At 56.0% G+C, this 21,158-nt stretch carries 21 protein-coding genes; 9 read left to right on the top strand and 12 right to left on the bottom strand.

The window, feature by feature from the left end; all coding sequences use genetic code 11:
• The 4 genes from GOV38_RS08595 (at position 1) to GOV38_RS08580 (ending at position 4,006) form a co-directional block, all read left to right on the top strand.
• A complete protein-coding gene (locus tag GOV38_RS08595; protein WP_171100998.1) occupies positions 1-1,095 on the top strand; it encodes an ABC transporter permease in 1,095 nt (364 codons plus the stop codon).
• On the top strand, positions 1,095-2,063 hold the full coding sequence (locus GOV38_RS08590; RefSeq protein ID WP_171100996.1) for an ABC transporter permease: 969 nt from the start codon (positions 1,095-1,097) through the stop codon (positions 2,061-2,063). Before GOV38_RS08595 ends, GOV38_RS08590 begins: the two co-directional genes overlap by 1 nt.
• A gap of 258 nt (positions 2,064-2,321) precedes the next feature.
• Positions 2,322-3,239, top strand: coding sequence for a sulfite exporter TauE/SafE family protein (locus GOV38_RS08585; protein WP_171100994.1), 918 nt, complete (start codon positions 2,322-2,324; stop codon positions 3,237-3,239).
• Between the two features lie 2 nt (positions 3,240-3,241).
• A complete protein-coding gene (locus GOV38_RS08580) occupies positions 3,242-4,006 on the top strand; it encodes a TIGR02186 family protein (RefSeq protein ID WP_171130857.1) in 765 nt (254 codons plus the stop codon).
• A gap of 26 nt (positions 4,007-4,032) precedes the next feature.
• Here the strand turns inward: GOV38_RS08580 and GOV38_RS08575 are convergent, their stop codons facing one another.
• The 6 genes from GOV38_RS08575 to GOV38_RS08550 form a co-directional block, all read right to left on the bottom strand.
• Complete coding sequence (locus GOV38_RS08575) at positions 4,033-5,565, bottom strand: ATP-dependent RecD-like DNA helicase (RefSeq protein WP_171208960.1); 1,533 nt, start codon at positions 5,563-5,565, stop codon at positions 4,033-4,035.
• A 61-nt stretch (positions 5,566-5,626) separates the two neighbouring features.
• Positions 5,627-6,265 carry an acyl-homoserine-lactone synthase gene (locus tag GOV38_RS08570; RefSeq protein WP_171208961.1) on the bottom strand — a complete coding sequence of 213 codons (639 nt, stop codon included), beginning with the start codon at positions 6,263-6,265 and terminating at the stop codon, positions 5,627-5,629.
• Between the two features lie 83 nt (positions 6,266-6,348).
• Positions 6,349-7,068, bottom strand: coding sequence for a LuxR family transcriptional regulator (locus GOV38_RS08565; RefSeq protein ID WP_171130863.1), 720 nt, complete (start codon positions 7,066-7,068; stop codon positions 6,349-6,351).
• On the bottom strand, positions 7,007-7,225 hold the full coding sequence (locus GOV38_RS08560; RefSeq protein WP_171100726.1) for a hypothetical protein: 219 nt from the start codon (positions 7,223-7,225) through the stop codon (positions 7,007-7,009). The genes GOV38_RS08565 and GOV38_RS08560 overlap by 62 nt, the downstream gene beginning before the upstream one ends.
• Positions 7,226-7,427: 202 nt before the next feature.
• Positions 7,428-8,720 (bottom strand): crotonyl-CoA carboxylase/reductase, encoded by a 1,293-nt coding sequence (gene ccrA / locus GOV38_RS08555; protein ID WP_171100986.1) that lies wholly within the window; start codon positions 8,718-8,720, stop codon positions 7,428-7,430.
• Between the two features lie 137 nt (positions 8,721-8,857).
• Entirely contained in the window at positions 8,858-10,216 is a 1,359-nt protein-coding gene (locus tag GOV38_RS08550) for a 1-acyl-sn-glycerol-3-phosphate acyltransferase (protein ID WP_171208962.1), read from the bottom strand.
• Between the two features lie 147 nt (positions 10,217-10,363).
• On the opposite strand from GOV38_RS08550, the gene GOV38_RS08545 reads away from it, so the two are divergent.
• The 3 genes from GOV38_RS08545 to deoD all read left to right on the top strand — a co-directional run bounded on the left by GOV38_RS08545 (position 10,364) and on the right by deoD (position 13,485).
• Positions 10,364-12,331 (top strand): protein meaA, encoded by a 1,968-nt coding sequence (locus GOV38_RS08545; protein ID WP_171208963.1) that lies wholly within the window; start codon positions 10,364-10,366, stop codon positions 12,329-12,331.
• Positions 12,332-12,447: 116 nt separating this feature from the next.
• Positions 12,448-12,756, top strand: coding sequence for an H-NS family nucleoid-associated regulatory protein (locus GOV38_RS08540; protein WP_171130872.1), 309 nt, complete (start codon positions 12,448-12,450; stop codon positions 12,754-12,756).
• 18 nt (positions 12,757-12,774) lie between these two features.
• On the top strand, positions 12,775-13,485 hold the full coding sequence (deoD, locus tag GOV38_RS08535; RefSeq protein ID WP_171208964.1) for a purine-nucleoside phosphorylase: 711 nt from the start codon (positions 12,775-12,777) through the stop codon (positions 13,483-13,485).
• Between the two features lie 24 nt (positions 13,486-13,509).
• Here deoD and GOV38_RS08530 read toward each other — a convergent pair whose 3' ends face one another.
• Both GOV38_RS08530 and GOV38_RS08525 read right to left on the bottom strand, forming a co-directional pair.
• Entirely contained in the window at positions 13,510-14,361 is an 852-nt protein-coding gene (locus tag GOV38_RS08530) for a DUF1989 domain-containing protein (RefSeq protein WP_254430550.1), read from the bottom strand.
• Positions 14,362-14,750: 389 nt separating this feature from the next.
• Positions 14,751-15,530 carry a succinate dehydrogenase iron-sulfur subunit gene (locus GOV38_RS08525; protein ID WP_170414955.1) on the bottom strand — a complete coding sequence of 260 codons (780 nt, stop codon included), beginning with the start codon at positions 15,528-15,530 and terminating at the stop codon, positions 14,751-14,753.
• Positions 15,531-15,687: 157 nt separating this feature from the next.
• Here GOV38_RS08525 and GOV38_RS08520 point away from each other — a divergent pair, with 157 nt between their 5' ends.
• Positions 15,688-16,749 carry a glycosyltransferase family 4 protein gene (locus tag GOV38_RS08520; RefSeq protein ID WP_171208966.1) on the top strand — a complete coding sequence of 354 codons (1,062 nt, stop codon included), beginning with the start codon at positions 15,688-15,690 and terminating at the stop codon, positions 16,747-16,749.
• Positions 16,742-17,614 (top strand): FkbM family methyltransferase, encoded by an 873-nt coding sequence (locus GOV38_RS08515; RefSeq protein ID WP_171208967.1) that lies wholly within the window; start codon positions 16,742-16,744, stop codon positions 17,612-17,614. Before GOV38_RS08520 ends, GOV38_RS08515 begins: the two co-directional genes overlap by 8 nt.
• A gap of 61 nt (positions 17,615-17,675) precedes the next feature.
• On the opposite strand, the gene sdhA is transcribed toward GOV38_RS08515, so the two are convergent.
• From sdhA to GOV38_RS08495, 4 genes are all read right to left on the bottom strand, one after another.
• Complete coding sequence (gene sdhA / locus GOV38_RS08510) at positions 17,676-19,481, bottom strand: succinate dehydrogenase flavoprotein subunit (protein WP_171100971.1); 1,806 nt, start codon at positions 19,479-19,481, stop codon at positions 17,676-17,678.
• An 18-nt stretch (positions 19,482-19,499) separates the two neighbouring features.
• Positions 19,500-19,871: a succinate dehydrogenase, hydrophobic membrane anchor protein gene (sdhD, locus tag GOV38_RS08505; protein WP_171208968.1), complete on the bottom strand. Its 372-nt coding sequence runs from the start codon at positions 19,869-19,871 to the stop codon at positions 19,500-19,502.
• An 11-nt stretch (positions 19,872-19,882) separates the two neighbouring features.
• Complete coding sequence (gene sdhC / locus GOV38_RS08500) at positions 19,883-20,269, bottom strand: succinate dehydrogenase, cytochrome b556 subunit (RefSeq protein ID WP_171100967.1); 387 nt, start codon at positions 20,267-20,269, stop codon at positions 19,883-19,885.
• 215 nt (positions 20,270-20,484) lie between these two features.
• Positions 20,485-21,147 (bottom strand): DUF1194 domain-containing protein, encoded by a 663-nt coding sequence (locus tag GOV38_RS08495; RefSeq protein WP_171100965.1) that lies wholly within the window; start codon positions 21,145-21,147, stop codon positions 20,485-20,487.
• Between the last annotated feature and the right edge of the window lie 11 nt (positions 21,148-21,158).

Genomic DNA, 21,158 nt, shown 5'->3' with positions numbered 1-21,158 from the left:
ATGGATAAAATGCCCAAATGGGCCGATGTCGTGCTGATCCCTCTGATCAGCCTGATCTTGGCCACGATCCTGTCGGCACTGGTCATTCTTGCCATCGGAGAAGACCCGATCGAGGCCGTGAACCTGATGGTGACCGGCGCTCTGGGGTCCACTTATGGCTGGGGCTACACGCTTTATTACGCGACCAACTTCATCTTTACCGGGCTGGCTGTTGCCGTGGCCTTTCACGCACGGCTGTTCAATATCGGTGGTGAAGGTCAGGCGATGTTGGGCGGGCTTGGCGTTGCGATTGTCTGTCTGTCGGTACAATGGCCGCATTGGACCATCGCTTTGCTGGCTGCCTCGGCCGCGGCGATGGTCTTTGGAGCGGCCTGGGCGGCCATCCCGGCCTATCTTCAGGCCAAGCGCGGCAGCCATATCGTGATCACCACAATCATGTTCAACTTTATCGCCGCCGCCCTGCTGAACTACATGTTGGTCAACATCATGCGCCCGCAGGGCTCGCAGGATCCGGCAACTGCGCGGTTCCCCGAGGCCGTGCATCTGCCCACGTTCCAATCCATGTTCTCGACCGCCGAAAACGTGATGTTCCGCGGTGCGCCCGCCAACGTGACCTTTTTCATCGCTTTGCTTGCCTGTGTGGTGGTCTGGGCGCTGATCTGGCGCACCCGTCTGGGCTATGAAATCCGTGCCTATGGCAAGACCGAAACCGGCGCCGTTTACGCTGGCATTTCGCCCGTTCGGATCACCATCATTGCCATGCTGATCTCTGGCGCACTGGCGGGTCTCATGGCTATCAACAACGTCATGGGCGAGGCGGAACGGTTGGTGCTGAACTCTACCGAAGGTGCTGGTTTCATCGGCATCGCGGTGGCGCTGATGGGGCGGTCGCATCCGTTTGGCGTGTTGCTGGCTGCGCTGCTATTCGGGTTCTTGTACCAAGGCGGTGCCGAATTGGCGCTGTGGACGTCGATCCCACGTGAATTGATCGTGGTGATCCAGGCGCTGGTCATCCTGTTCACCGGCGCGCTCGACAACATGGTCCGCATGCCGCTTGAAAAACTGTTCCTGGGTATGCGTCAGGGGGCCAAGTGATGGAGTTCTTTGTCACCCTCGTACAGGTACTCGATTCAACCATTCGCCTGGCCACGCCGCTGCTGCTCGCCTGTCTGGCGGGGCTTTATTCGGAGCGCGCTGGCATTTTCGACATCGGGCTTGAAGGCAAGATGTTGATGGCCGCATTCTTTTCCGCTGGTGTTGCCGCTGTGACCGGTTCGGTCTGGCTGGGCCTGTTGGCCGGAATCGCGGCCTCATTGCTGTTGTCGGGCCTGCACGGATTGGCCTCGATCACGTTCCGGGGCAACCAATTGATCTCGGGCGTCGCGATCAACTTTCTGGCCTCAGGTCTGACTGTTCTGATCGCGCAGAGCTGGTTCCAACAAGGTGGACGCACGCCCTCGCTTTTTGGTGAAGGACGGTTCGAGCCTATTGAGTTTCCGTTTGCCGAAGCTCTGAGCGGTGTGCCAATTTTGGGACCTATCTATGCCGAATTAATCTCCGGGCATTCGATCCTGGTCTATGTGGCCTTTCTGATGGTCCCGGCGACCTGGTGGATCCTTTATCGCACCCGCTTTGGCCTGCGTCTGCGTGCCGTGGGTGAAAACCCGGCCGCCGTCGATACAGCCGGTGTTTCGGTGGTTGGCTTGCGATTTGCAGCCGTTGCTATCTGCGGCATCCTTTGCGGAATTGCGGGCGCCTATCTTGCAACTGCATTGCAGGCGGGCTTTGTGAAAGAAATGACCGCAGGTCGCGGCTTTATCGCCCTGGCCGCCCTGATCTTTGCCAAGTGGCGTCCCTGGCATGCCATGTGGGCCTGTCTGTTGTTCGGTTTGCTGCAAGCCATTGCACTCCGGTTCCAGAATATCGATCTGGGTGGCGTGGTGATTCCGGTGCAGGTCATGGACGCCCTGCCCTATATCCTGACAGTGGTTATTCTGGCTGGTTTTGTCGGCAAAGCCATTCCGCCACGTGCCGGGGGCGAACCCTACGTAAAAGAGCGGTAATGAGTCCAGTTCAGGACTGATCTTCAGTCCTGTTCGCTGCAAAGCGGCATACAGAGTTGATTTTGTGTGCCGCAAGCGCTCTAAGGGGGCACAGACGTGCTTCGCCACAGTTTCGCAGCATTCGAAATGCCCTGCCTTTTGCTTCTGAACCGGAACAGTCTGACAGGTCTGACTGTCGCGCGCATCGTCTTTTAAGTTTGAAATCCGCAACGGTTTTGTCGCATTCCGCGACGGCACCAGTTCCCGTTAGAAGAAACCATGCAAATCTACCTTCCTATTGCCGAAGTCTCCGTAAATGCTTTCCTGTTGTTGGGCTTAGGCGGCATGGTCGGGATTTTATCGGGGATGTTCGGCGTCGGCGGTGGCTTTTTGATGACGCCGCTTTTGTTCTTTATCGGCATCCCTCCGGCAGTGGCGGTTGCGACCGAGGCGAACCAGATTGTTGCCTCGTCCTTCTCCGGCGTTCTGGCCCATTTCCGGCGACGAACCGTTGACTTGAAAATGGGAACCGTCCTGCTTTTGGGCGGCCTGACCGGCGCGGCTTTGGGTGTTGTTGTCTTCAACTACCTCAAAAGCCTGGGGCAGGTCGATTTGCTGGTGCGGCTTTGCTATGTCGTCTTCCTGGGCGTGATCGGCAGCCTAATGTTTGTCGAAAGCCTGAACGCCATCCGCAAGACGCGCAAAGGCGCAACGCCTGCCAAACGGCGTCAGCGCGGGTGGATCCATGCCCTGCCCTTCAAGATGCGGTTTCGGACCTCTGGTCTTTATATCTCGGTCATTCCGCCACTGGTCGTGGGTCTGCTGGTAGGTGTGCTTTCAGCCATCATGGGTGTTGGCGGTGGCTTTATCATGGTTCCCGCGATGATCTATCTGCTGGGTATGCCAACCAAAGTTGTTGTGGGTACATCCCTGTTCCAGATCATCTTCGTCACAGCCTTTACAACAATGCTGCATGCCACCACCAACTTTACAGTGGATGTGGTGCTGGCTGTGCTTTTGCTGGTTGGTGGCGTGATCGGTGCTCAAATCGGTACCGTGATCGGTGCCAAACTGCCCGCTGAACAGTTGCGGGTGATGCTGGCCGCTCTGGTTTTGGCTGTGTGCATCAAGCTGGGCCTAGACCTTCTTTTGCAACCGACCGAGCTCTATTCGCTCGGTACTGCAGGAGGGCACTAAGCATGTATCGTCTGATCGCCGCCCTATGCCTGTTCTGCTTGCCCGCAGCCGCCGCCCAAGAAGAGGTTGTGCTGGGTCTGAGCCAAGACCGCGTGTCCATCACTGCGGACTTCGACGGATCTGAAATCCTGATTTTCGGCGCTGTCAAACGTGAAGCGCCGATCCCCGAAGGACCACCGCTTGAAGTTGTGGTCACTGTCGCCGGCCCGTCCGAGCCTGTTATCGTGCGCCGGAAAGAACGGAAGTTCGGTATCTGGGTCAATGCCGACAGTATCGAAGTTGATTCAGCGCCCAGCTTTTATGCTGTTGCAACCTCAGCCCCGTTTCACGACTCGCTGACCAACACCGAAGACTTGCGATACAAAATCTCAGTTGAACGTGCCATCCGTTCCGTTGGTGCCGACATGAATGTGGAAGGTGCTCAGGATTTCGCAGCTGCTGTTATCCGAATTCGCGAGAACGAAGGGCTTTATTCCATCCTTGAAGACACCGTTGCAGTTGACGAACAAACTTTGTTTCGAACGTCAATTCAAATGCCCGCAGACCTGACCGAAGGCGACTATGCGGCGCGTATTTTCCTGACTCGCGGTGGCAAAGTCGTATCGACGTTTGAAACCTCGATCGACGTCCGCAAAGTGGGTTTGGAGCGCTTCTTATACAACATGTCACGCCAGCAACCCATCTGGTACGGGCTTATGTCCCTCGTGATCGCGATTGCCGCTGGTTGGGGTGCATCGACCGTGTTCCGCCTGCTGCGCGAAAACTGACCAAGGTTTTCGCGCGCGCGTTGGCATTAAAGCTCCTCGGCTTCCAACGTAAGCGAAGCCGCTGGAACCTTGCGCAGGTCGTCCACACGCAGCGGGTGCGTCGGCTTGGACAGCCGGTTACGCACAACCCAGATCAACCTGTCCTGCGCGCGCGTGATGGCCACATAGGCCAATCGCTTCCACAAAGGCTGCCCGGCCTCAGACCGCCCCATGCGCGCCGCTGCATAGATATCGGGCGCGAACACCTGAACCGTATCCCATTGGGAGCCCTGCGCTTTGTGGATCGTCACCGCCGCCCCGTGCAGAAAAGTTGCGCCCATGCGCGCGGCATAGGGAATAAAGGGCTCTTCCTCATCCGGTTTTTCGATCTGAACAATAGACGCCGCGCTAACCTGTGGGTCTTCTGCCCCCATGACATGCAGCCGCGAAAACCCTGGCTTGCGACCGGGGCCCAGATAGATGACCTGAGCTCCTTTGATCAGCCCGCGCGCTTCTAGATCCAGCCGTTTCTTGCGGTGCTTCAACGGCAGCTCGATCCCGTCGCAAATCAGCGGTTCACCTTCCAAAAGCTCGGTTTCAGGCGCACCGTGGACGTGACGAAACGCCTGGATCAGACGAATACGTGTTGCATTGCGCCAGACCAGAACCGGGCTACGGGCCATCAAGTCAACTTCGACCCGCTGACCCCAGACAACACGGTCATCCTTGCGGGCCGTGTCTTCGACCAAGCGCTCGAATTCCTCGAACCCCATTGCCGGGTCTGCCAAAGCGTGGGCCAAATCCAGAATCGGGTTGTCAGCAGTTTGACGATGCACCCGGTGTAGTGTCAGCTTACGCGGCTCGGGCAAACCCTCGAATACCATAGAGCCGGATTGATTAACCGGTGCCAACTGCGCCGGATCCCCGAACAACAAGAGCGTTGGAAAGATCTCTTTCAGATCTTCGAATTGGCGATCGTCCAGCATGGAAGCTTCGTCGACAAAGCCGATATCCAACGGCTCTTCGCGGCGTTTCCAGCCGGTGATGAAATCCGAACCACGCAGCCCGGCTGCCGCCAAAGCGCCTGGGATGGACTTGTTATTTGCGTAAAACGCCTCTGCCCGGTTCAAAGCTTCGTCGGTCAAACCCTCGATCTCGGGACGTTCTTCGTTACCCGCCAGCCATTCGGCAATACGCTCATATTCGGGGTCGTAGACTGGTGTGTACAAAATGCGGTGGATGGTTGTCGCGGGCACACCGCGTAGACGCAAAACACTGGCGGCTTTGTTGGTCGGTGCCAGAATAGCCAAGCTGCGTTTGTCGCGAGATTTCCGGCTTTCGAAGTCGCCCGACACCAGATTGACACCGGTTTCAGCCAATGCCTTGTAAAGCTCGGCCAGTAGTAGTGTTTTGCCTGACCCCGCCTTGCCAATCACGGCCATCACGCCGGATTTCCCAGCCCCTGGCAGCTTTAGCAGCGCGTCATCTTCCAGATCCACACCCGCACTTCGCAGCATTTCTGAAATGCTGTCATAGGCGGCGGCCTGGTCTTCGGAAAAGGTAACCTGGGGCAAGGACATGGCGCGACCCTACAGGGCCGCACCGCTATCGACCAGATGCCGATTTCGCTTTTCTGTGCCTTCAGGCAGACAAGGCGAACCGGTGTTGATTTGCTGCCCCAAAGGCGGTCTTGAACCACAGGCGCGACAGCTCACGCGGGATACCCGCTCGGGCAGCGACGCGATTGCAGTCTTCGGCGGAATAAGGCCACAAACCAACCGAGATCTGATCACGACCCGCCCCTTGCGAACCCAACACAACGCGAGACGATCCGATCATGCGGTAAATCCGGATCATACGCGCATCAAAGACACCTGCAATATGGGTCAACCCAAACCCTTCCATGATCTCACCACCGCTTAGCATTATGGCCCCAGCCGTGTGCGGATTGGCAGTGCGCGACAGGCAAAAGCGAGTGACCTCCCAAATCAGCGGGCTGCGAATCGGGCTGCCTCCGGTCAGGTGGCCAAAGACCTCATTTACCATGACGGGCCCGGTTGTCGGCAGAACCCGCATCGACCCGCCATGCGAGCCATCCGGCTCTTCCCAAATCACATAAAGCGGGTTCAGATCATCATATTGATCCCGTTCTTCCCCTTTTTCATTGACCGAAACGTCCCACCCTAGGCGGGTCTTGAACTGATCGGCACGGTCGCGAAACATCCCCTCGGCCAGCACCGGATATTTGTGCAATTCATCTGCATATACATAACGCAGCATGACGTATTCCCCTTGTCGTCCATGTCTGGAACAAAAGGAGTACGTAAGCTTGGTAAATTAACCATTTGGGCACCGTTCGGTGGTTAAACGACTATTAAACCTCTGGTCAGCGCGGTGGCAATCGCATGGGTCGTATTCTGCGCGCCCAGCTTTGATCGTGCGCTTTCGATATAAGCGCGCAGAGTATGTTCTGAGATTGAAAGCGAATGCGCGACCTGTGCCCGGCTGTATCCAAGCGCCAGCAAAGTCATCGCATCGATTTCGCGCGGAGACAGGTTGCGCGGTGTATCTGGCTGCCGCTCTCGGGCAAATTCCAAGGCCTTACGGTTGATGAAATGGGCAATCAGGATCAGATCGCAGCGATAATCACTGATAAAGCTCTCCCATTCCTCATCGCTGCAACTGTGATTAACGGTGAAAAGGGCAAATTGCCCATTAGGTCCGCGCAACGGGACGGAATAGCCTTGATTACCAACACCATGTTCGCGCGCATCCTGCAAAAACGCCTTTGCGGCCTTGCCTGACCAATCCAACTGTTTCCAGTCGACCGGGTGAAATCGTTGAAAACATCCCAGAATGACGGGATCGATACGGTGATAGTTGCGGGCTCTGTAGCGATCACCCCAAGCCTCGGAGTAGGTGAAAAACCCATATTGGTCACCAGCCCCATCAACCCAGTGATAGATAATATGGTCAAGCTTAAGATTGTCCCGCAGGCGGATCGACGCTTCGGTAAGCTCTTCAAGCGTGCTGGTGTTTTCCAAATCCTCTGGGATCTGGCTCAAGTCGAATTTTCTTCCCATTCGTGGGCGTCCGCGCCTCTTCCTGCATGGACGATATCTCGGCCGCAGCGATCAGCCGTGTATCATTCAGCTGTTCGGCAAGCGCGGTCATACCATTTGCCACCGCAAAGGCGTTGAGATCCGACAACACGTCCAATATCCACTCATTCTGCGCCATCAAGGTGTCCCCGAAATAGTTAACGAAGGGTTAACACAACCATAACATGTATGAGTTAATTCGGCATATTCACTGCTTTCTACTCCCCAAAAATAGTGGGTCATCAAAAAACAAGCTGTTGAAATCGCATCTATTGTGAAAACTGTTGACCGGCCCGCCGCGACAGTCCTCGTCGCAGCGGGCCCAAGGCATGGCCCACGCGCTACCCGCGGCCTCCGGCAGCCAGCACTTCTTCCAGCGTGCGCATTCCGGTTTGTGGCGCTTGCACCAGAACCGACATATTGCCCGGCTTATGCTCGTTCCGCATCATCTTCATATGCGCCTCGGGCAAGTCCTTCCAGGTAAAGACCTCGGACATACACGGATCCAAACGGCGCTCTACCATCAGTTGGTTTGCCGCCGAAGCCTGTTTCAGATGGGCAAAATGCGAACCTTGCAGGCGCTTTTGGTGCATCCACATATAACGCACGTCAAAGGTCAGGTTATAACCCGTAGTGCCGGCGCAGATCACAACCATGCCTCCCTTTTTCACCACGAATGTGGAAACGGGGAAAGTGCTCTCACCGGGGTGTTCGAACACCATGTCGACATTCACGCCTTTACCGGTAATGTCCCAGATCGCCTTGCCGAACTTGCGGGCTTCTTTGAACCATTCGGCATATTCGGGGGTGTTCACCGTCGGCAGTTGCCCCCAACAATTGAAATCCTTGCGGTTCAGAACACCCTTTGCGCCCAGATCCATCACAAAGTCACGTTTGCTTTCGTCCGAGATCACACCGATGGCATTTGCACCCGCAGTATTGATTAACTGGATCGCATAGGAACCCAAACCACCCGAAGCGCCCCAGACCAGAACGTTTTGGCCGGGTTTCAGATCATGCGGCTCGTGCCCGAACAGCATCCGATAGGCCGTCGCAAGCGTCAGAGTGTAACAGGCGCTCTCTTCCCAGGTCAGGTGTTTGGGACGTGGCATAAGCTGCTGGGCCTGCACATTAGTAAACTGTGCAAACGAGCCGTCCGGCGTCTCGTACCCCCAGATCCGCTGGCTGGGAGAATACATCGGGTCACCGCCGTTGCAGTATTCGTCATCGCCGTCGTCCTGGTTGCAATGGATCACAACCTCATCGCCCACTTTCCAGCGTTTGACCTTGTCGCCAACTGCCCAGACGATACCCGATGCGTCAGAACCCGCGATGTGAAACGGCTGACCGTGGCCATCAAAGGGGCTGATCGGTGTGCCCAGAGACGCCCATACGCCGTTGTAATTGACACCCGCCGCCATCACCAGAACCAGCACCTCATGACTGTCCAGCTTCGGGACATCCACGACCTCTAGCTGCATCGCCGTGTCAGGATTGCCATGGCGCTCACGCCGAATGGCCCATGCATACATTTGTTTGGGCACATATCCCATCGGGGGGATTTCACCCATCTCATAGAGGTCTTTTTCCGGCGCCTCGTACGACGCGATGCCGCTGTCGATGTCCAAAGCCATGCTGGCCTCCTTACATTTTCACCTATTGCCGCGATGCAGAATCGCGCCTTGTGAGACTGGAATATGGATCGCAAAGTAATTTTGCAACCGTTTTTGCCGTCTATTTTGAAATTTTATAACCCTGCGGCCGCAGAAATTCACTCTGCAACTGCAGCATCCGGTCTGGAATTGGTGGTTGCGGCTGATTCTGCGTAGTAGGTAAGCAGGTCTTTTCGCCGGCCCGAGGACCGCAAAACACCACCGTCTCGCACAAGGATGTTGCGCTCAATCAATTGCTCGACAGCGTCGTGAACAGCTTGTTCCGCATTTTGCAGCGTATCCAGCCCTGCCATGGCCGAGACACGCTGGAACAAATCGGCCTCTTTGACTTCGCCATCCTGATGAACGATGTGACATACGGCTGGAAGCGGCGCGAAAGGAACGGCTGATTTGATGCGGGTCATAAGCTCGCGCGCAAGATCGGTGGTCAGGTCGCGACCCGCGTGCTCTCGGAACTCGTGCAACGAGATCGGGCGCCCATAGCGTACTGCAGCGATTCCGAACCTTTTATAGCGCCCAATTAAGCGTCTCCAGATCTGCTTTAGCGTCCACCGTGTGATCACCCCGATCCGTGCATGGAACCGACGCTCCGAGCCAAGCGCGGCGGTTGTCAGAATTGTATCTTCAAGCACCCGGTCGTAATTCAGCGCGACCGGCACAAAGACCACGTCGCGGTCTTGCACTTCGGTCGCGTCGATCATGTATTTCAACAATCCAAGCTTGGGGCGCCCAAGCCGCCCTGTCAGGCTAAGACCGCCTTCGGGGAACATCGCCTGGGTGACGCCTGCTTCGGTCGCAAGGCGAACATAGCTGGCCAACACTTGCCGATAGAGGTCGCTGCCCGACTTTCGCCTTATGAAATAGGCCCCCATGGCACGGATCAAACGGCTAAGCGGCCAAACCCGTGCCCATTCGCCAACCGCGTAAGACAGTGCCGAACGTTGCGCCGCCAGGTAGGTGACAAGCACGTAATCCATATTGCTGCGATGGTTCATGACAAAGACAACCGTCGCGTTGGGGTCGATCGTGTTGATGGCTTTTTCGTCCTGATAGCTGAGCCGGACGTCATAAAACGCGTTACTCAGCATGCGCGCCATTCGGATCGCAAAACTGAAATAGGCAAAGGCAGAAAACGAGGGCACGATCTCGCGCGCATAGCGCCGCGCGGTTTCTGAGGCCACGGCTTCGGGCACATGCTCTTGCTGCGCATAGGCCTGAACGGCCTTGCTGACCTGCGGGTCATAGCGCAGCCGCTGAATCATGTCGTGGCGCCCAGCCAGCTTGAACGGCTGGATCGGGCGTTGCAGCCGGGTATTCAGCCGCGCTACCGCGCGTTCAAGCCGTCTGCGAAAGAACCATCGCACCGAGGGAAATAGGAAATGGGAGGCGAAGGTGACCGCGGCAAACACCAGGATCAGCACAAAGAGCCAAATCGGAAGTTCCACGGTCCGAGTCATGGCGCAACAGTGCCATCAAACGCTGCGACCCACAATCTGAAGAAACACGGCATATGCCGCAACGCAGCGAATTGACATGTTCCGAAAATTACGGTTTAGAAGCATCAAGCGTAATTTTGTTACCCAGACGATCACGAGGTCTCACCCATGACGCAATCGCAGAAAGATCGCCCCTGGCTTATCCGGACCTATGCGGGTCATTCAACCGCACAGGCATCGAATGCCCTGTACCGCAGCAACCTGGCCAAAGGCCAAACGGGCCTGTCGGTGGCTTTCGATCTGCCAACACAAACCGGCTATGACAGTGATCATACGCTTGCGCGCGGAGAGGTGGGCAAGGTGGGCGTACCGATTTGTCATCTGGGCGACATGCGGGTGCTGTTCGACCAAATTCCGCTCGAACAGATGAACACCTCGATGACCATCAATGCCACTGCGCCTTGGCTTTTAGCACTCTATATAGCTGCCGCCGAGGAACAGGGCGCGGATGTGGCTCAACTGCAAGGCACCGTGCAGAACGACCTGATCAAGGAGTACCTAAGCCGAGGCACGTATGTATGCCCGCCGAAACCGTCGCTGAAGATGATCGCGGATGTGGCTGAATATTGCTATTCCAACGTGCCGAAGTGGAACCCGATGAACGTGTGTTCCTATCACCTGCAAGAAGCCGGTGCGACGCCCGAACAGGAACTGGCTTATGCGCTGGCCACCGCAATCGCAGTATTGGACGAACTGCGCCCACGTGTCCCTGCCGAAGATTTCCCTGCGCTCTGCGGTCGGATCTCGTTTTTTGTGAATGCGGGCATCCGCTTTGTTACCGAAATGTGCAAAATGCGTGCCTTTGTGGATCTTTGGGATGAAATCCTGCAACAACGATATGGGGTCGAGAACCCCAAGTTCCGCAGGTTCCGCTATGGCGTTCAAGTCAACTCGCTGGGGCTGACTGAACAGCAGCCGGAAAACAACGTCTACCGCATCCTGATCGAGATGCTTGCGGTGACGCTTTCGAAAAATGCACGCGCGCGCGCGGTACAACTGCCCGCCTGGAATGAGGCTTTGGGTCTGCCGCGCCCTTGGGATCAGCAATGGTCGATGCGGATGCAACAGATCCTGGCTTATGAGACCGACCTTCTGGAATATGGCGACCTGTTCGACGGCAATGCCGTGGTCGATGCCAAGGTCGAAGACCTGAAAGAAGGCGCACGGGCTGAACTGGCCAATCTCGAGTCGATGGGAGGCGCGGTGGCCTCGATCGAATACATGAAATCCCGGCTGGTAGATTCGAACGCGGAACGTCTGAACCGCATCGAACGGAACGAAACCGTTGTGGTCGGTGTGAACAAATGGACCGAGGGCGAGGCCTCACCCCTTCAGACCGAAGATGGTGGCATAATGGTTGTCGACCCTGCCGTAGAACAGGAGCAGATCAACCGATTGAATGCCTGGCGGTCCGAACGCGACAGCGCGGCGGTTGCCAAAGCGCTGGCCGATCTGCGGGAAACCGCGCAGGCGGGTGGCAATGTCATGCAACCCTCGATCGCGGCGGCCAAAGCCGGGGTAACAACGGGTGAGTGGGCGGAAGAGATGCGTAAGGTCTATGGCACCTATCGGGGGCCAACCGGCGTTTCCGGCTCGGTCTCTAACAAAACCGAAGGGCTGGAAGATCTGCGCGCCGCCGTTGACTCCGTCAGCGACAGGCTGGGACGCCGTCTTAAGTTTCTGGTCGGCAAACCGGGACTCGACGGACATTCCAATGGCGCAGAACAGATCGCCTTCAGGGCCCGCGATTGCGGTATGGATATCAGCTATGAGGGCATTCGCCTGACACCCGAGGAAATCGTCGCTGCCGCGCGCGAAGACGATGCCCATGTGATCGGCTTGTCGATTCTGTCAGGAAGCCACCTGCCTCTGGTCCAAGATGTCATGACCCAGCTTGCCGAAGCAGGGCTCAACCACATTCCGGTTGTTGTTGGCGGCATTATCCCAGACGAAGATGCCGAGGCTTTGCGCGCCATGGGCGTGGCCAAGATATACACACCCAAGAACTTTGAGCTGAATGCTATTATGGGTGATATCATTACCTTGGCCGATCCAAAGGACATGGCAGCAGAATAACCCATATTCCATGTGAGAAACTTGGATTTTATTCCCCTTGAAAAGGGAATAAACGGGTCCAGAATTGCAAGATCCCGATGCCGCCGTATTGGGAATTAACAATCTGGAGAATAAAAATGGCAATCGATCTTGAAAAAATGTCGCGTAAGGAATTGCTGGAATTACGCAATAAGGTCGACAAAGCGCTGAAAACCGCCGAGTTGCGCGACCGGAAAGAAGCATTGAAGGCCGCTGAAAAAGCTGCCGCCGAGTTTGGATTTGCTTTATCCGAACTGGCGCCCGGCACGGGGAAAGCCGTTAAATCCGCTGCCAAATATCGCAATCCGAAGGATGCCGCACAGACCTGGTCGGGTCGTGGACGCAAGCCGCAATGGGTCCATGATGCGTTGAAATCGGGTGCTGGTCTTGCGGATCTGGAAATCTGACAAAAGGCGGATCGGGTTATGACAATTCATATCGGTGCTGAAAAAGGCGAAATTGCCGAAACGGTTTTATTGCCCGGTGACCCTTATCGGGCGAAATGGGCGGCTGAGACGTTTCTGAACGACGTCAAACAAATCAATAACGTTCGGGGCATGCTGGGCTTTACCGGAACGTGGAACGGAAACCCGGTTACAATTCAGGGCAGCGGCATGGGAATGCCGTCCCTTTCAATCTACGTGAACGAATTGATCCGGGATTATGGCGCAAAGACCCTGATCCGTATTGGCTCGTGCGGGGGAATGCAAGACAGCGTAAAGCTCCGCGATGTCATTCTGGCGATGACAGCGAGCACGCTTAGCACCCCGTCGCGCGGGATCATGAAAGAGCTGAATTTTGCCCCTTGCGCTGATTGGAGCCTGCTGCACACCGCAGCCCAAGCCGCGCAGGCCAAAGGCACGCCAACCCATGTGGGCGGCATTTATTCGTCGGACGTATTCTATGACGAACGCCCTGATCTGAACGAACAGATGGTGCGCCATGGTATTCTTGGGGTCGAGATGGAAGCCGCCGAACTCTATATCCTTGCGGCGCGTCACAAGTGTCGGGCTCTGGCTGTGCTCACCGTATCAGATCACCTGCTGACCGGCGAGGCACTGCCCTCGTCTGATCGCGAGCGCAGTTTCGGAGATATGGTCGAAATCGCACTGCAAGCCGCGTTTCCCAATAGCTAAGTTGGCCGGGGCACCCTGCCCCGCCTATCGACCATGGCTGCGGTCATATCCGTTGGGTGGAGGGCTGTCCCAACCAGCCACTTCTCCTTCTGCCGGCGCGAAGATTTCGACCAGCAATGGATAACACGCAGCCGTATCCGAGGAATGCTCACTCGAACAATCGCCGCCGGGGCAGGCGCTGAGATTCCCCAGCAGGTCAATTTCGGCAAAGAATTCAAGGTAGTCCCCGGGCCGCACCGGCGAGGCCTTCATGAAATATTGCCCCGTATCCCGCGTGAACCCGGTGCACATGAAGACGTTCAGGACATCGTGCACGGCAGGCTCGGCCTGATCCAAAGGGATGTCCAAGTGATCGGCCAAGGCACGCGTCAGGTTCGAATGGCAGCAATGATGGTACTGCGTGTCCGACAACAAATTCCCCGTGTACGGATCACAGCGCGTGCCGATTACATCGTGCACAGACCCGCCAAAACCATCGATACCATACCAACCCAACGTATCCGCAGTGATCGTGGCCATTGGACGCAAATGGGGAAAGCTTGACCACATCCTCTCACCCGTCGTCAGATGCGTCCCATGCAGCGCGCGGGTTTTGCCTGAATAAAATCGCTCAGACAAATCGCTCAGGTTCCACAGGTTCAGGTCTCCCACTTGCGGACCCTCGACCGAGGTGATGCGAAAGAAATGACCGGCCGGAACTTCAAAACAGCGCGCGTCGCGCGGCGGCACCAAAACCTCATCCGTCTTGATGGCCCGCTGGCGTATGTCATGCATCCAGCCCAGATCGGGTTTTGGAAGTGAGCTATTCGGATAGCAGATCACCGGGGCAACCGCACGGCGGGCTTCGGCGTCTTCTGGAACGAGGGCTGCAGGCATTAGATCGGTCATGGCCGACAGAGTGGCGCAGAACAGTAGCGCCGCAAAGCGCTAATTAGCGATCTTTTTTCTGTGCACAGGTAAGCGGCTGATCCTTTGCGGCCACGACAGCGCCACAAAAACTGCAATGCCAAGTGCCATGGCATTTATCCTGCCGCCACCGGCAATCGCGCGTCAGCGAAGTCGTGCGCGAACGCCAGATAAAATAGGCAAATACCCCAGCGGCCAATATGAGCAAAAGAACGGGCATGGTTTTGAATCGCGGATTGGCCTGACTTTTTCAAGGTCACGCACACTATCGGTTGGCCTTGGCTGTTCAAACCTGCCCTCCTTTGGTCAAAGGAAGGCAGTGTTCAGCCACAAAGCAACGGTTTGATCTTACGCGCCAATCAGACTGCGCGCTCAACCATCATCTTTTTGATCTCGGCAATCGCCTTGGCCGGGTTCAGACCTTTCGGGCAGGTCTTGGCGCAGTTCATGATCGTGTGGCAGCGATAGAGCTTGAACGGATCTTCCAACTCATCAAGACGCTCACCCGTCGCCTCATCCCGGCTGTCGATGATCCAGCGATAGGCGTGCAGCAATGCGGCGGGCCCCAAATAACGGTCGCCATTCCACCAATAGCTCGGGCAAGAGGTCGAGCAACTGGCGCACATTACGCATTCATAAAGACCGTCCAGCTTCTTGCGGTCTTCGATCGACTGTTTCCACTCTTTCGCCGGGCGGTTGGTCTTGGTTTCCAGCCACGGCATGATGCTGGCATGTTGGGCATAGAAATGCGTCAGGTCAGGGATCAGGTCCTTGACCACCGGCATATGCGGCAGAGGATAGATCTTCACGTCGCCCTTGATCTCATCCATCCCGTAGATACAGGCCAGCGTGTTTATCCCGTCGATATTCATCGCACACGACCCGCAGATGCCCTCACGGCAAGAGCGGCGGAAAGTCAGCGTTGGGTCAATCTCATTCTTGATCTTGATCAGCGCGTCCAAAACCATCGGGCCGCAACTGTCCATATCAACGAAATAGGTGTCGACCCGCGGGTTCTGCCCGTCATCGGGATTCCAGCGATAAATCTGGAACTTGCGCACATTTGTGGCGCCTTCGGGCTTGGGCCAGGTTTTGCCGGTGGTAATCCGGGAATTCTTGGGAAGGGTCAGTTGTACCATTTCTTACCTCGCTGAGCGCTTGAATACCGATACACTCTGAACCGCGCAAAGCCAACCATTTTGCCTTGAAAACAGAGGAAAAACTGGATCAAAACTCCTTTACAAATACCCTCCCGAGGATGAAACCTGTTAACAAAAGTCAACAGCAGAATTTCATATGCCCACCAAAGCGCTGAACATTCCCTACGGCACCAAGAATCCGTATCAAAACATGATGTACAGCGCCTGTGGCCCCGCGTTTTCACTTGCTGCGATGAACCCGATCGACTTCTCAGTTTTTGCCGAGCCTGAATTTCAGGCAGAGCATGGAATTATACATATCCAATGGGATGACAGATTGTTTCCGGTTTCGAGCGAAACGGGAAACAACCCCAACTTCGCCAAAGCCGTCGACGGGCTTAACCAGTTCAAAGAAAATGGTGGTAAGATCATCTGGACGATTCACAATCGGGCCGCACATGCAACGCCGGAAGGCAGCGAAGCGTTTCATGCGATGCGACGAAAGCTATCGGAGTTGGTGCATCTGATCCATGTACATACCGCTCATGCACGCGCGCATATGATCACAAACTATGCCACTCCACCCGAAAAGATTAGGGTCATTCCCCATCCAAGCTATCTGGGAGTTTATGAGTCAGCCGCAACCACACTTGCGCGCCCCTTAAGCAACCGCGACCAGACCCGTTTCCTGACATTTGGCACGATGCGCGGAAACCGCGAATTGGACAAGTTGCATGTCGCGGCTGCAAAACTTACCCATCGAGGATATGATTTTCATCTTTCGGTCGTTGGGCGTGTCTTTCGCTCGGGTCGTCGGATGGCACGTCGCCTGGCCGCGATCCCGAATGTGCAAGTGATCGACAGACGGGTAGAAGACGATGAGATACCCCAACTGTTTTCTCAGGCTCATGCCTATGTTTTGCCGTCCACGCAGACATTTACCTCTGGGACAGCAATGCTTGCGCAAACCTATGGGTTACCTCTGATCGCCCCAGATATCGAACCGCATCAGCAGACAATTCCCGACGATTGTCGCGACTTGTTATATCCCGCGCAGAATGACAGAGGGCTTATCCGCATGATGCGGCGCGTGATGCAAATGAGCGATCTGGAGCTCAACCAAAAACGAAAAATTTGTTTCGATTTCGCGCAAATGAGGAAACCTGTGCATATGAGCGAACTGCTAACTACCGCACTGGAAGATCTTCAAAATGTATGACCGCTTTCGATCTCGCATTTCAGAATTGTATGACCTTCTAAATCTGACGGAGCGTATCCGCATCGCGGATATTGGCGCAAATCCGATGCGACATGATGCACCCTATCGCGATCTACTCGCGTCTGGACTCTGTCAAGTGATCGGCTTTGAACCTCAGCAAGATACTATGAAGGAGTTGATCCACAACAAAAGCCAGAATGAAGAGTATCACAACGCAGCAATCGGTGATGGGACCGCGGCGACTTTGAATTTGTACAAAGGGACAGGTCTAACTTCATTCTTGGAAATAAGACAGGACACGCTTTACCACCTAAGAGGTTTGCGTCGCGCAGCCAAACAGGTTGGAGAATTGGAATTGGAGACGCAACGCCTTGATGAAATCGAAGATCTGGGGCGTGTTGACTTTCTCAAAATCGATATTCAAGGCTCGGAACTTTCTGTCTTTCAATCAGCGATTGAGACGCTGCAAAATGTGGCTGCGGTTCAAACTGAGGTGTCGTTTTTCCCTCTCTATGAAAAGCAGCCTAGCTTTGGAGCTATCGACATATTCATGCGAAACGCTGGCTTCGTACCACATAGCTTTGCACATATTGAAAACAGACTTGTCGTTTCCAAATGGTCCGGTTTGCTGAAAGATTTCAAACCGGCCCAAATGCTGGATGGTGATATTATCTACCTCCGAGATTTGTCGGAGCCGGATCCCATCGACACCCAAATGCTAAAGAACCTGACCATTCTCTCGGAAGGAGTATTCGATTTCAGCGACGTCAGCCTGAAATGCCTCGACATATTGCTTCAGCGTGAAGCGGTCTCGGAACTATCGGTTCAAAACTATGTCGATGCCCATATTGCGGGTCATAACTAAAGGCGAACACGTTCGTCTTTGCATTGCGGCGGGTCTCTCTCGTGGCCCGCCTCAAAGATTCTTAGAACGTACGGGCCTTGGGCGCGATCCGTTTCAGGCTGATGCCGCCTTCGTCTTCAGTTGTCAGCGGATCCGTAATCACAGGGCGATAGCTGAGTTCGACCTTGTTACCTTCAACCCGGCTGACCGTGTGCACGCGCCAGTTTTCATCGTCACGCTCGGTAAAGTCCTCATGCGCATGGGCACCACGCGATTCCTTGCGGGCCTCGGCACCGACGATGGTGGCCAGTGCGCTTGGCATCAGGTTGGTCAGCTCCAGCGATTCCATCAGGTCGCTGTTCCAGACAAGGCTGCGATCCGATACTTTCAGATCGTCCATTTTGGCCGCAATCGCGGTCATCTTTTCGACCCCTTCCGCCATGGTTTTGGCGGTGCGGAACACGGCAGCGTCTTCTTGCATAGTGCGCTGCATCTCAAGCCGCAGATCGGCAGTTGGAACTGCGCCGCTTGCATTGCGGACGGCGTCAAACCGGTCAAAGGCTTTGTCAACCGAGGCCTGATTCAGCTCGGGGTTCGATGCGGTCGGATCCACAACTTTGCCTGCGCGGATCGCAGCAGCGCGGCCAAAGACCACCAGGTCGATCAACGAGTTTGACCCCAACCGGTTCGCCCCGTGGACCGAGGCACAGCCAGCCTCACCCACAGCCATCAGGCCGGGGACTACAGCGGTCGGGTTATCGGCGGTGGGGTTCAGAACCTCACCCCAATAGTTGGTCGGGATACCGCCCATGTTGTAATGCACAGTCGGCAGAACCGGGATCGGTTCCTTGGTGACATCAACCCCGGCAAACACGCGCGCCGATTCCGAAATGCCCGGCAGGCGTTCGGCCAAGGCTTCGGCAGGCAGGTGGCTGAGGTTAAGATGGATGTGATCGCCATTGTCACCATGACCACGCCCCTCGCGGATCTCCATCGTCATCGAGCGCGAGACATAGTCGCGCGGCGCAAGGTCTTTGTACTGAGGCGCATAGCGCTCCATGAAGCGTTCGCCTTCAGAGTTGGTCAGATACCCGCCCTCACCGCGTGCGCCTTCGGTGATCAGACAACCCGATCCATAGATGCCGGTCGGGTGGAACTGCACAAACTCCATATCCTGAAGCGCAAGGCCCGCACGCGCCACCATGCCACCACCATCACCGGTGCAGGTATGGGCCGAGGTGGCGCTGAAATAGGCCCGGCCATAGCCGCCGGTTGCCAGAACCACCATCTTGGCGTTGAACACATGCATCGTGCCATCGTCCAGCTTCCAGCAGACAACGCCCTGACACTGCCCGTCATCGGACATGATCAGGTCAATGGCGAAGTATTCGATGTAAAACTCGGCGTTATTCTTCAGCGACTGACCATAAAGCGTGTGCAGGATCGCGTGGCCGGTGCGGTCGGCGGCAGCGCATGTCCGCTGCACCGCAGGACCTTCCCCAAACTCGGTAGTGTGGCCGCCAAAGGGGCGCTGATAGATCTTGCCCTCTTCGGTGCGGCTGAAGGGCACGCCATAATGCTCCAGCTCATAGACCGCCTTGGGGGCTTCACGCGCCAGATACTCCATTGCGTCGGTATCGCCCAACCAGTCCGAACCCTTGACCGTGTCGTACATATGCCATTGCCAGTGATCCGGGCCCATGTTGGACAGCGAAGCGGCAATGCCGCCCTGCGCCGCAACCGTATGCGAGCGCGTCGGGAAAACTTTGGTCACACAGGCGGTGCGCAACCCTTGTTCAGCCATGCCCAGAGTGGCGCGCAGACCTGCACCGCCAGCGCCAACAACGACCACGTCATATTCATGCGTTTCGTATTCGTATGCAGCCATTTCTTTCAGCTCCGGGAATTAAAGGGCAATGCGCGCGATGGCGAAAAGGCCAGCGGCGGCGGCACCGTAAGACAGGCAGGTCACCAGAATGATCAGGACCTTCTCCATCGTGCCGTGAACGTAGTCTTCGATCAGCACCTGCGCGCCTTCGGCAAAGTGCTTGAACCCGACCAGCAAGGTCAGAGCCGCCACAATCGCCGGGAATGGCCGCGCGTAATAGTCCAGCACAACGTCAAAAGGCTGACCCAGGATCGGACCAAAGGTAAAGATGAACAGGGGCACGAGGATCAGCAGAGCAACCGAGCTGACTTTCATGCTCCAGAAATGAGCGGTGCCCGATTTGGCAGAACCCAGGCCAGTCGCGCGCTTGCGGTCTGTCAGATAACGCATGAAAGCCTCCTTTACGCGACGATGAGCAGGGTCAGAAGGGTCAGCACAACCGACCCGATGATAACGGCCCAACCCAGCTTGTAGGCAGTGGGCAAATCCAACCCAAGGGCATTATCCCAGATCAGATGCCGGACGCCGGCAAGCGTATGATACCAGATCCCCCAAAGCGACAGCGTCATGATCAGATCACCCAGAACCGACGTCAGCCACCAATTCGCGCGAGCAAACGCCTCGGGCGATGTCGCCGCCGCCAAGAACCACCAAACGATCAGAAGGGCGGCCAACAGCATGGCGTTTCCTGTGATGCGGGTCAGAATGGATGTGACCGACGTCAGCTGCGGACGATAGATCGACAGATGCGGCGAAAGCGGGCGATTGCCCCGATTTACATCGGCCATGGCGGCTCCTTTTCGGTTGGCTACGGACGGTTTTACTGTTTTTTGCACCTCTGTCACGTGCTGCGCGTGCAAAAACCGCCAAAATCAAGCCAATTTGACAGATTATTTCGTTTCGTGATCACACCAGATGACGTCGTGATCACAGAGCTGCTCCAACCCGGTGTATCTTAGTGTTTTCAACATGCAAGCGATGTGATCACGAATCCCAGAAACACCTATTTCAGACCAGCAGTTTGCTGCGTCACTTCGCGCAAAAGCTTTTTTCGAATTTTCTCGGGGTAATCAGCAAAGCCAGAGGCCGAAACGACAAATGCCCCCTCTCCTACGATTACATTCTCAAAGAAATAGGCTGTGAGGTCTGGCTCGCTTTCCTCGATGGCAATCGCATTGACGGTTACGCCGTGAGCGCGCATCAAGCCATGCGTGTCTGTCGGCTCAACACCTTCGTTCGAAATCCCGTCACCCGAAATATCAATCAAATGCCGCGAGCAGTCGGACACCTCGTCGAAACTGGTCAGCGTCGTTTCCAGCGCCTCACCAATCGCCGTCGAGAAGTTTCGCCATATCCGAGGATCCGCTGCCACCTGATCTGCAAAGCGTTCGACCGCGGTAAAGCTGTCGATCTTCGTCCAGGGGATGGTGACTTGTTGGCGAGACGCACCGGTCCACTGCACCAGCATCAGACGCGCCTGCCCACGCACCAGCGCCTCGGACACAATGGGGTCGCGCAAACCGGCGGCCAACCCATCCATTTGAATGCGGTATTCCTCGGAATCCACTGACCCTGACACATCCACCGCCAAGGCCAAAGCAAGATCGCAGGCCCAAGCCGGAGGGCTCAGGCAGAGGCAAGTGACAAAGGCGCGCGCAAACAGCATTGCGCCAAGCT

The organism is Ruegeria sp. HKCCA5839 (assembly GCF_013035585.1).
Taxonomy (GTDB): domain Bacteria; phylum Pseudomonadota; class Alphaproteobacteria; order Rhodobacterales; family Rhodobacteraceae; genus Ruegeria.
The sequence above is the reverse complement of the archived record's forward strand: the minus strand, read 5'-3'. Positions and strand labels throughout refer to the sequence as shown.

What these genes read in the sequence shown, in the direction of transcription:
- GOV38_RS08595 (WP_171100998.1), top strand. Translation starts at nt 1, where the DNA reads ATGGATAAAATGCCCAAATGGGCCGATGTCGTGCTGATCCCTCTGATC.
- GOV38_RS08590 (WP_171100996.1), top strand. Translation starts at nt 1,095, where the DNA reads ATGGAGTTCTTTGTCACCCTCGTACAGGTACTCGATTCAACCATTCGC.
- GOV38_RS08585 (WP_171100994.1), top strand. Translation starts at nt 2,322, where the DNA reads ATGCAAATCTACCTTCCTATTGCCGAAGTCTCCGTAAATGCTTTCCTG.
- GOV38_RS08580 (WP_171130857.1), top strand. Translation starts at nt 3,242, where the DNA reads ATGTATCGTCTGATCGCCGCCCTATGCCTGTTCTGCTTGCCCGCAGCC.
- GOV38_RS08575 (WP_171208960.1), bottom strand. Translation starts at nt 5,565, where the DNA reads ATGTCCTTGCCCCAGGTTACCTTTTCCGAAGACCAGGCCGCCGCCTAT.
- GOV38_RS08570 (WP_171208961.1), bottom strand. Translation starts at nt 6,265, where the DNA reads ATGCTGCGTTATGTATATGCAGATGAATTGCACAAATATCCGGTGCTG.
- GOV38_RS08565 (WP_171130863.1), bottom strand. Translation starts at nt 7,068, where the DNA reads ATGGGAAGAAAATTCGACTTGAGCCAGATCCCAGAGGATTTGGAAAAC.
- GOV38_RS08560 (WP_171100726.1), bottom strand. Translation starts at nt 7,225, where the DNA reads ATGGCGCAGAATGAGTGGATATTGGACGTGTTGTCGGATCTCAACGCC.
- ccrA (WP_171100986.1), bottom strand. Translation starts at nt 8,720, where the DNA reads ATGGCTTTGGACATCGACAGCGGCATCGCGTCGTACGAGGCGCCGGAA.
- GOV38_RS08550 (WP_171208962.1), bottom strand. Translation starts at nt 10,216, where the DNA reads ATGACTCGGACCGTGGAACTTCCGATTTGGCTCTTTGTGCTGATCCTG.
- GOV38_RS08545 (WP_171208963.1), top strand. Translation starts at nt 10,364, where the DNA reads ATGACGCAATCGCAGAAAGATCGCCCCTGGCTTATCCGGACCTATGCG.
- GOV38_RS08540 (WP_171130872.1), top strand. Translation starts at nt 12,448, where the DNA reads ATGGCAATCGATCTTGAAAAAATGTCGCGTAAGGAATTGCTGGAATTA.
- deoD (WP_171208964.1), top strand. Translation starts at nt 12,775, where the DNA reads ATGACAATTCATATCGGTGCTGAAAAAGGCGAAATTGCCGAAACGGTT.
- GOV38_RS08530 (WP_254430550.1), bottom strand. Translation starts at nt 14,361, where the DNA reads ATGCCTGCAGCCCTCGTTCCAGAAGACGCCGAAGCCCGCCGTGCGGTT.
- GOV38_RS08525 (WP_170414955.1), bottom strand. Translation starts at nt 15,530, where the DNA reads ATGGTACAACTGACCCTTCCCAAGAATTCCCGGATTACCACCGGCAAA.
- GOV38_RS08520 (WP_171208966.1), top strand. Translation starts at nt 15,688, where the DNA reads ATGCCCACCAAAGCGCTGAACATTCCCTACGGCACCAAGAATCCGTAT.
- GOV38_RS08515 (WP_171208967.1), top strand. Translation starts at nt 16,742, where the DNA reads ATGTATGACCGCTTTCGATCTCGCATTTCAGAATTGTATGACCTTCTA.
- sdhA (WP_171100971.1), bottom strand. Translation starts at nt 19,481, where the DNA reads ATGGCTGCATACGAATACGAAACGCATGAATATGACGTGGTCGTTGTT.
- sdhD (WP_171208968.1), bottom strand. Translation starts at nt 19,871, where the DNA reads ATGCGTTATCTGACAGACCGCAAGCGCGCGACTGGCCTGGGTTCTGCC.
- sdhC (WP_171100967.1), bottom strand. Translation starts at nt 20,269, where the DNA reads ATGGCCGATGTAAATCGGGGCAATCGCCCGCTTTCGCCGCATCTGTCG.
- GOV38_RS08495 (WP_171100965.1), bottom strand. Translation starts at nt 21,147, where the DNA reads ATGCTGTTTGCGCGCGCCTTTGTCACTTGCCTCTGCCTGAGCCCTCCG.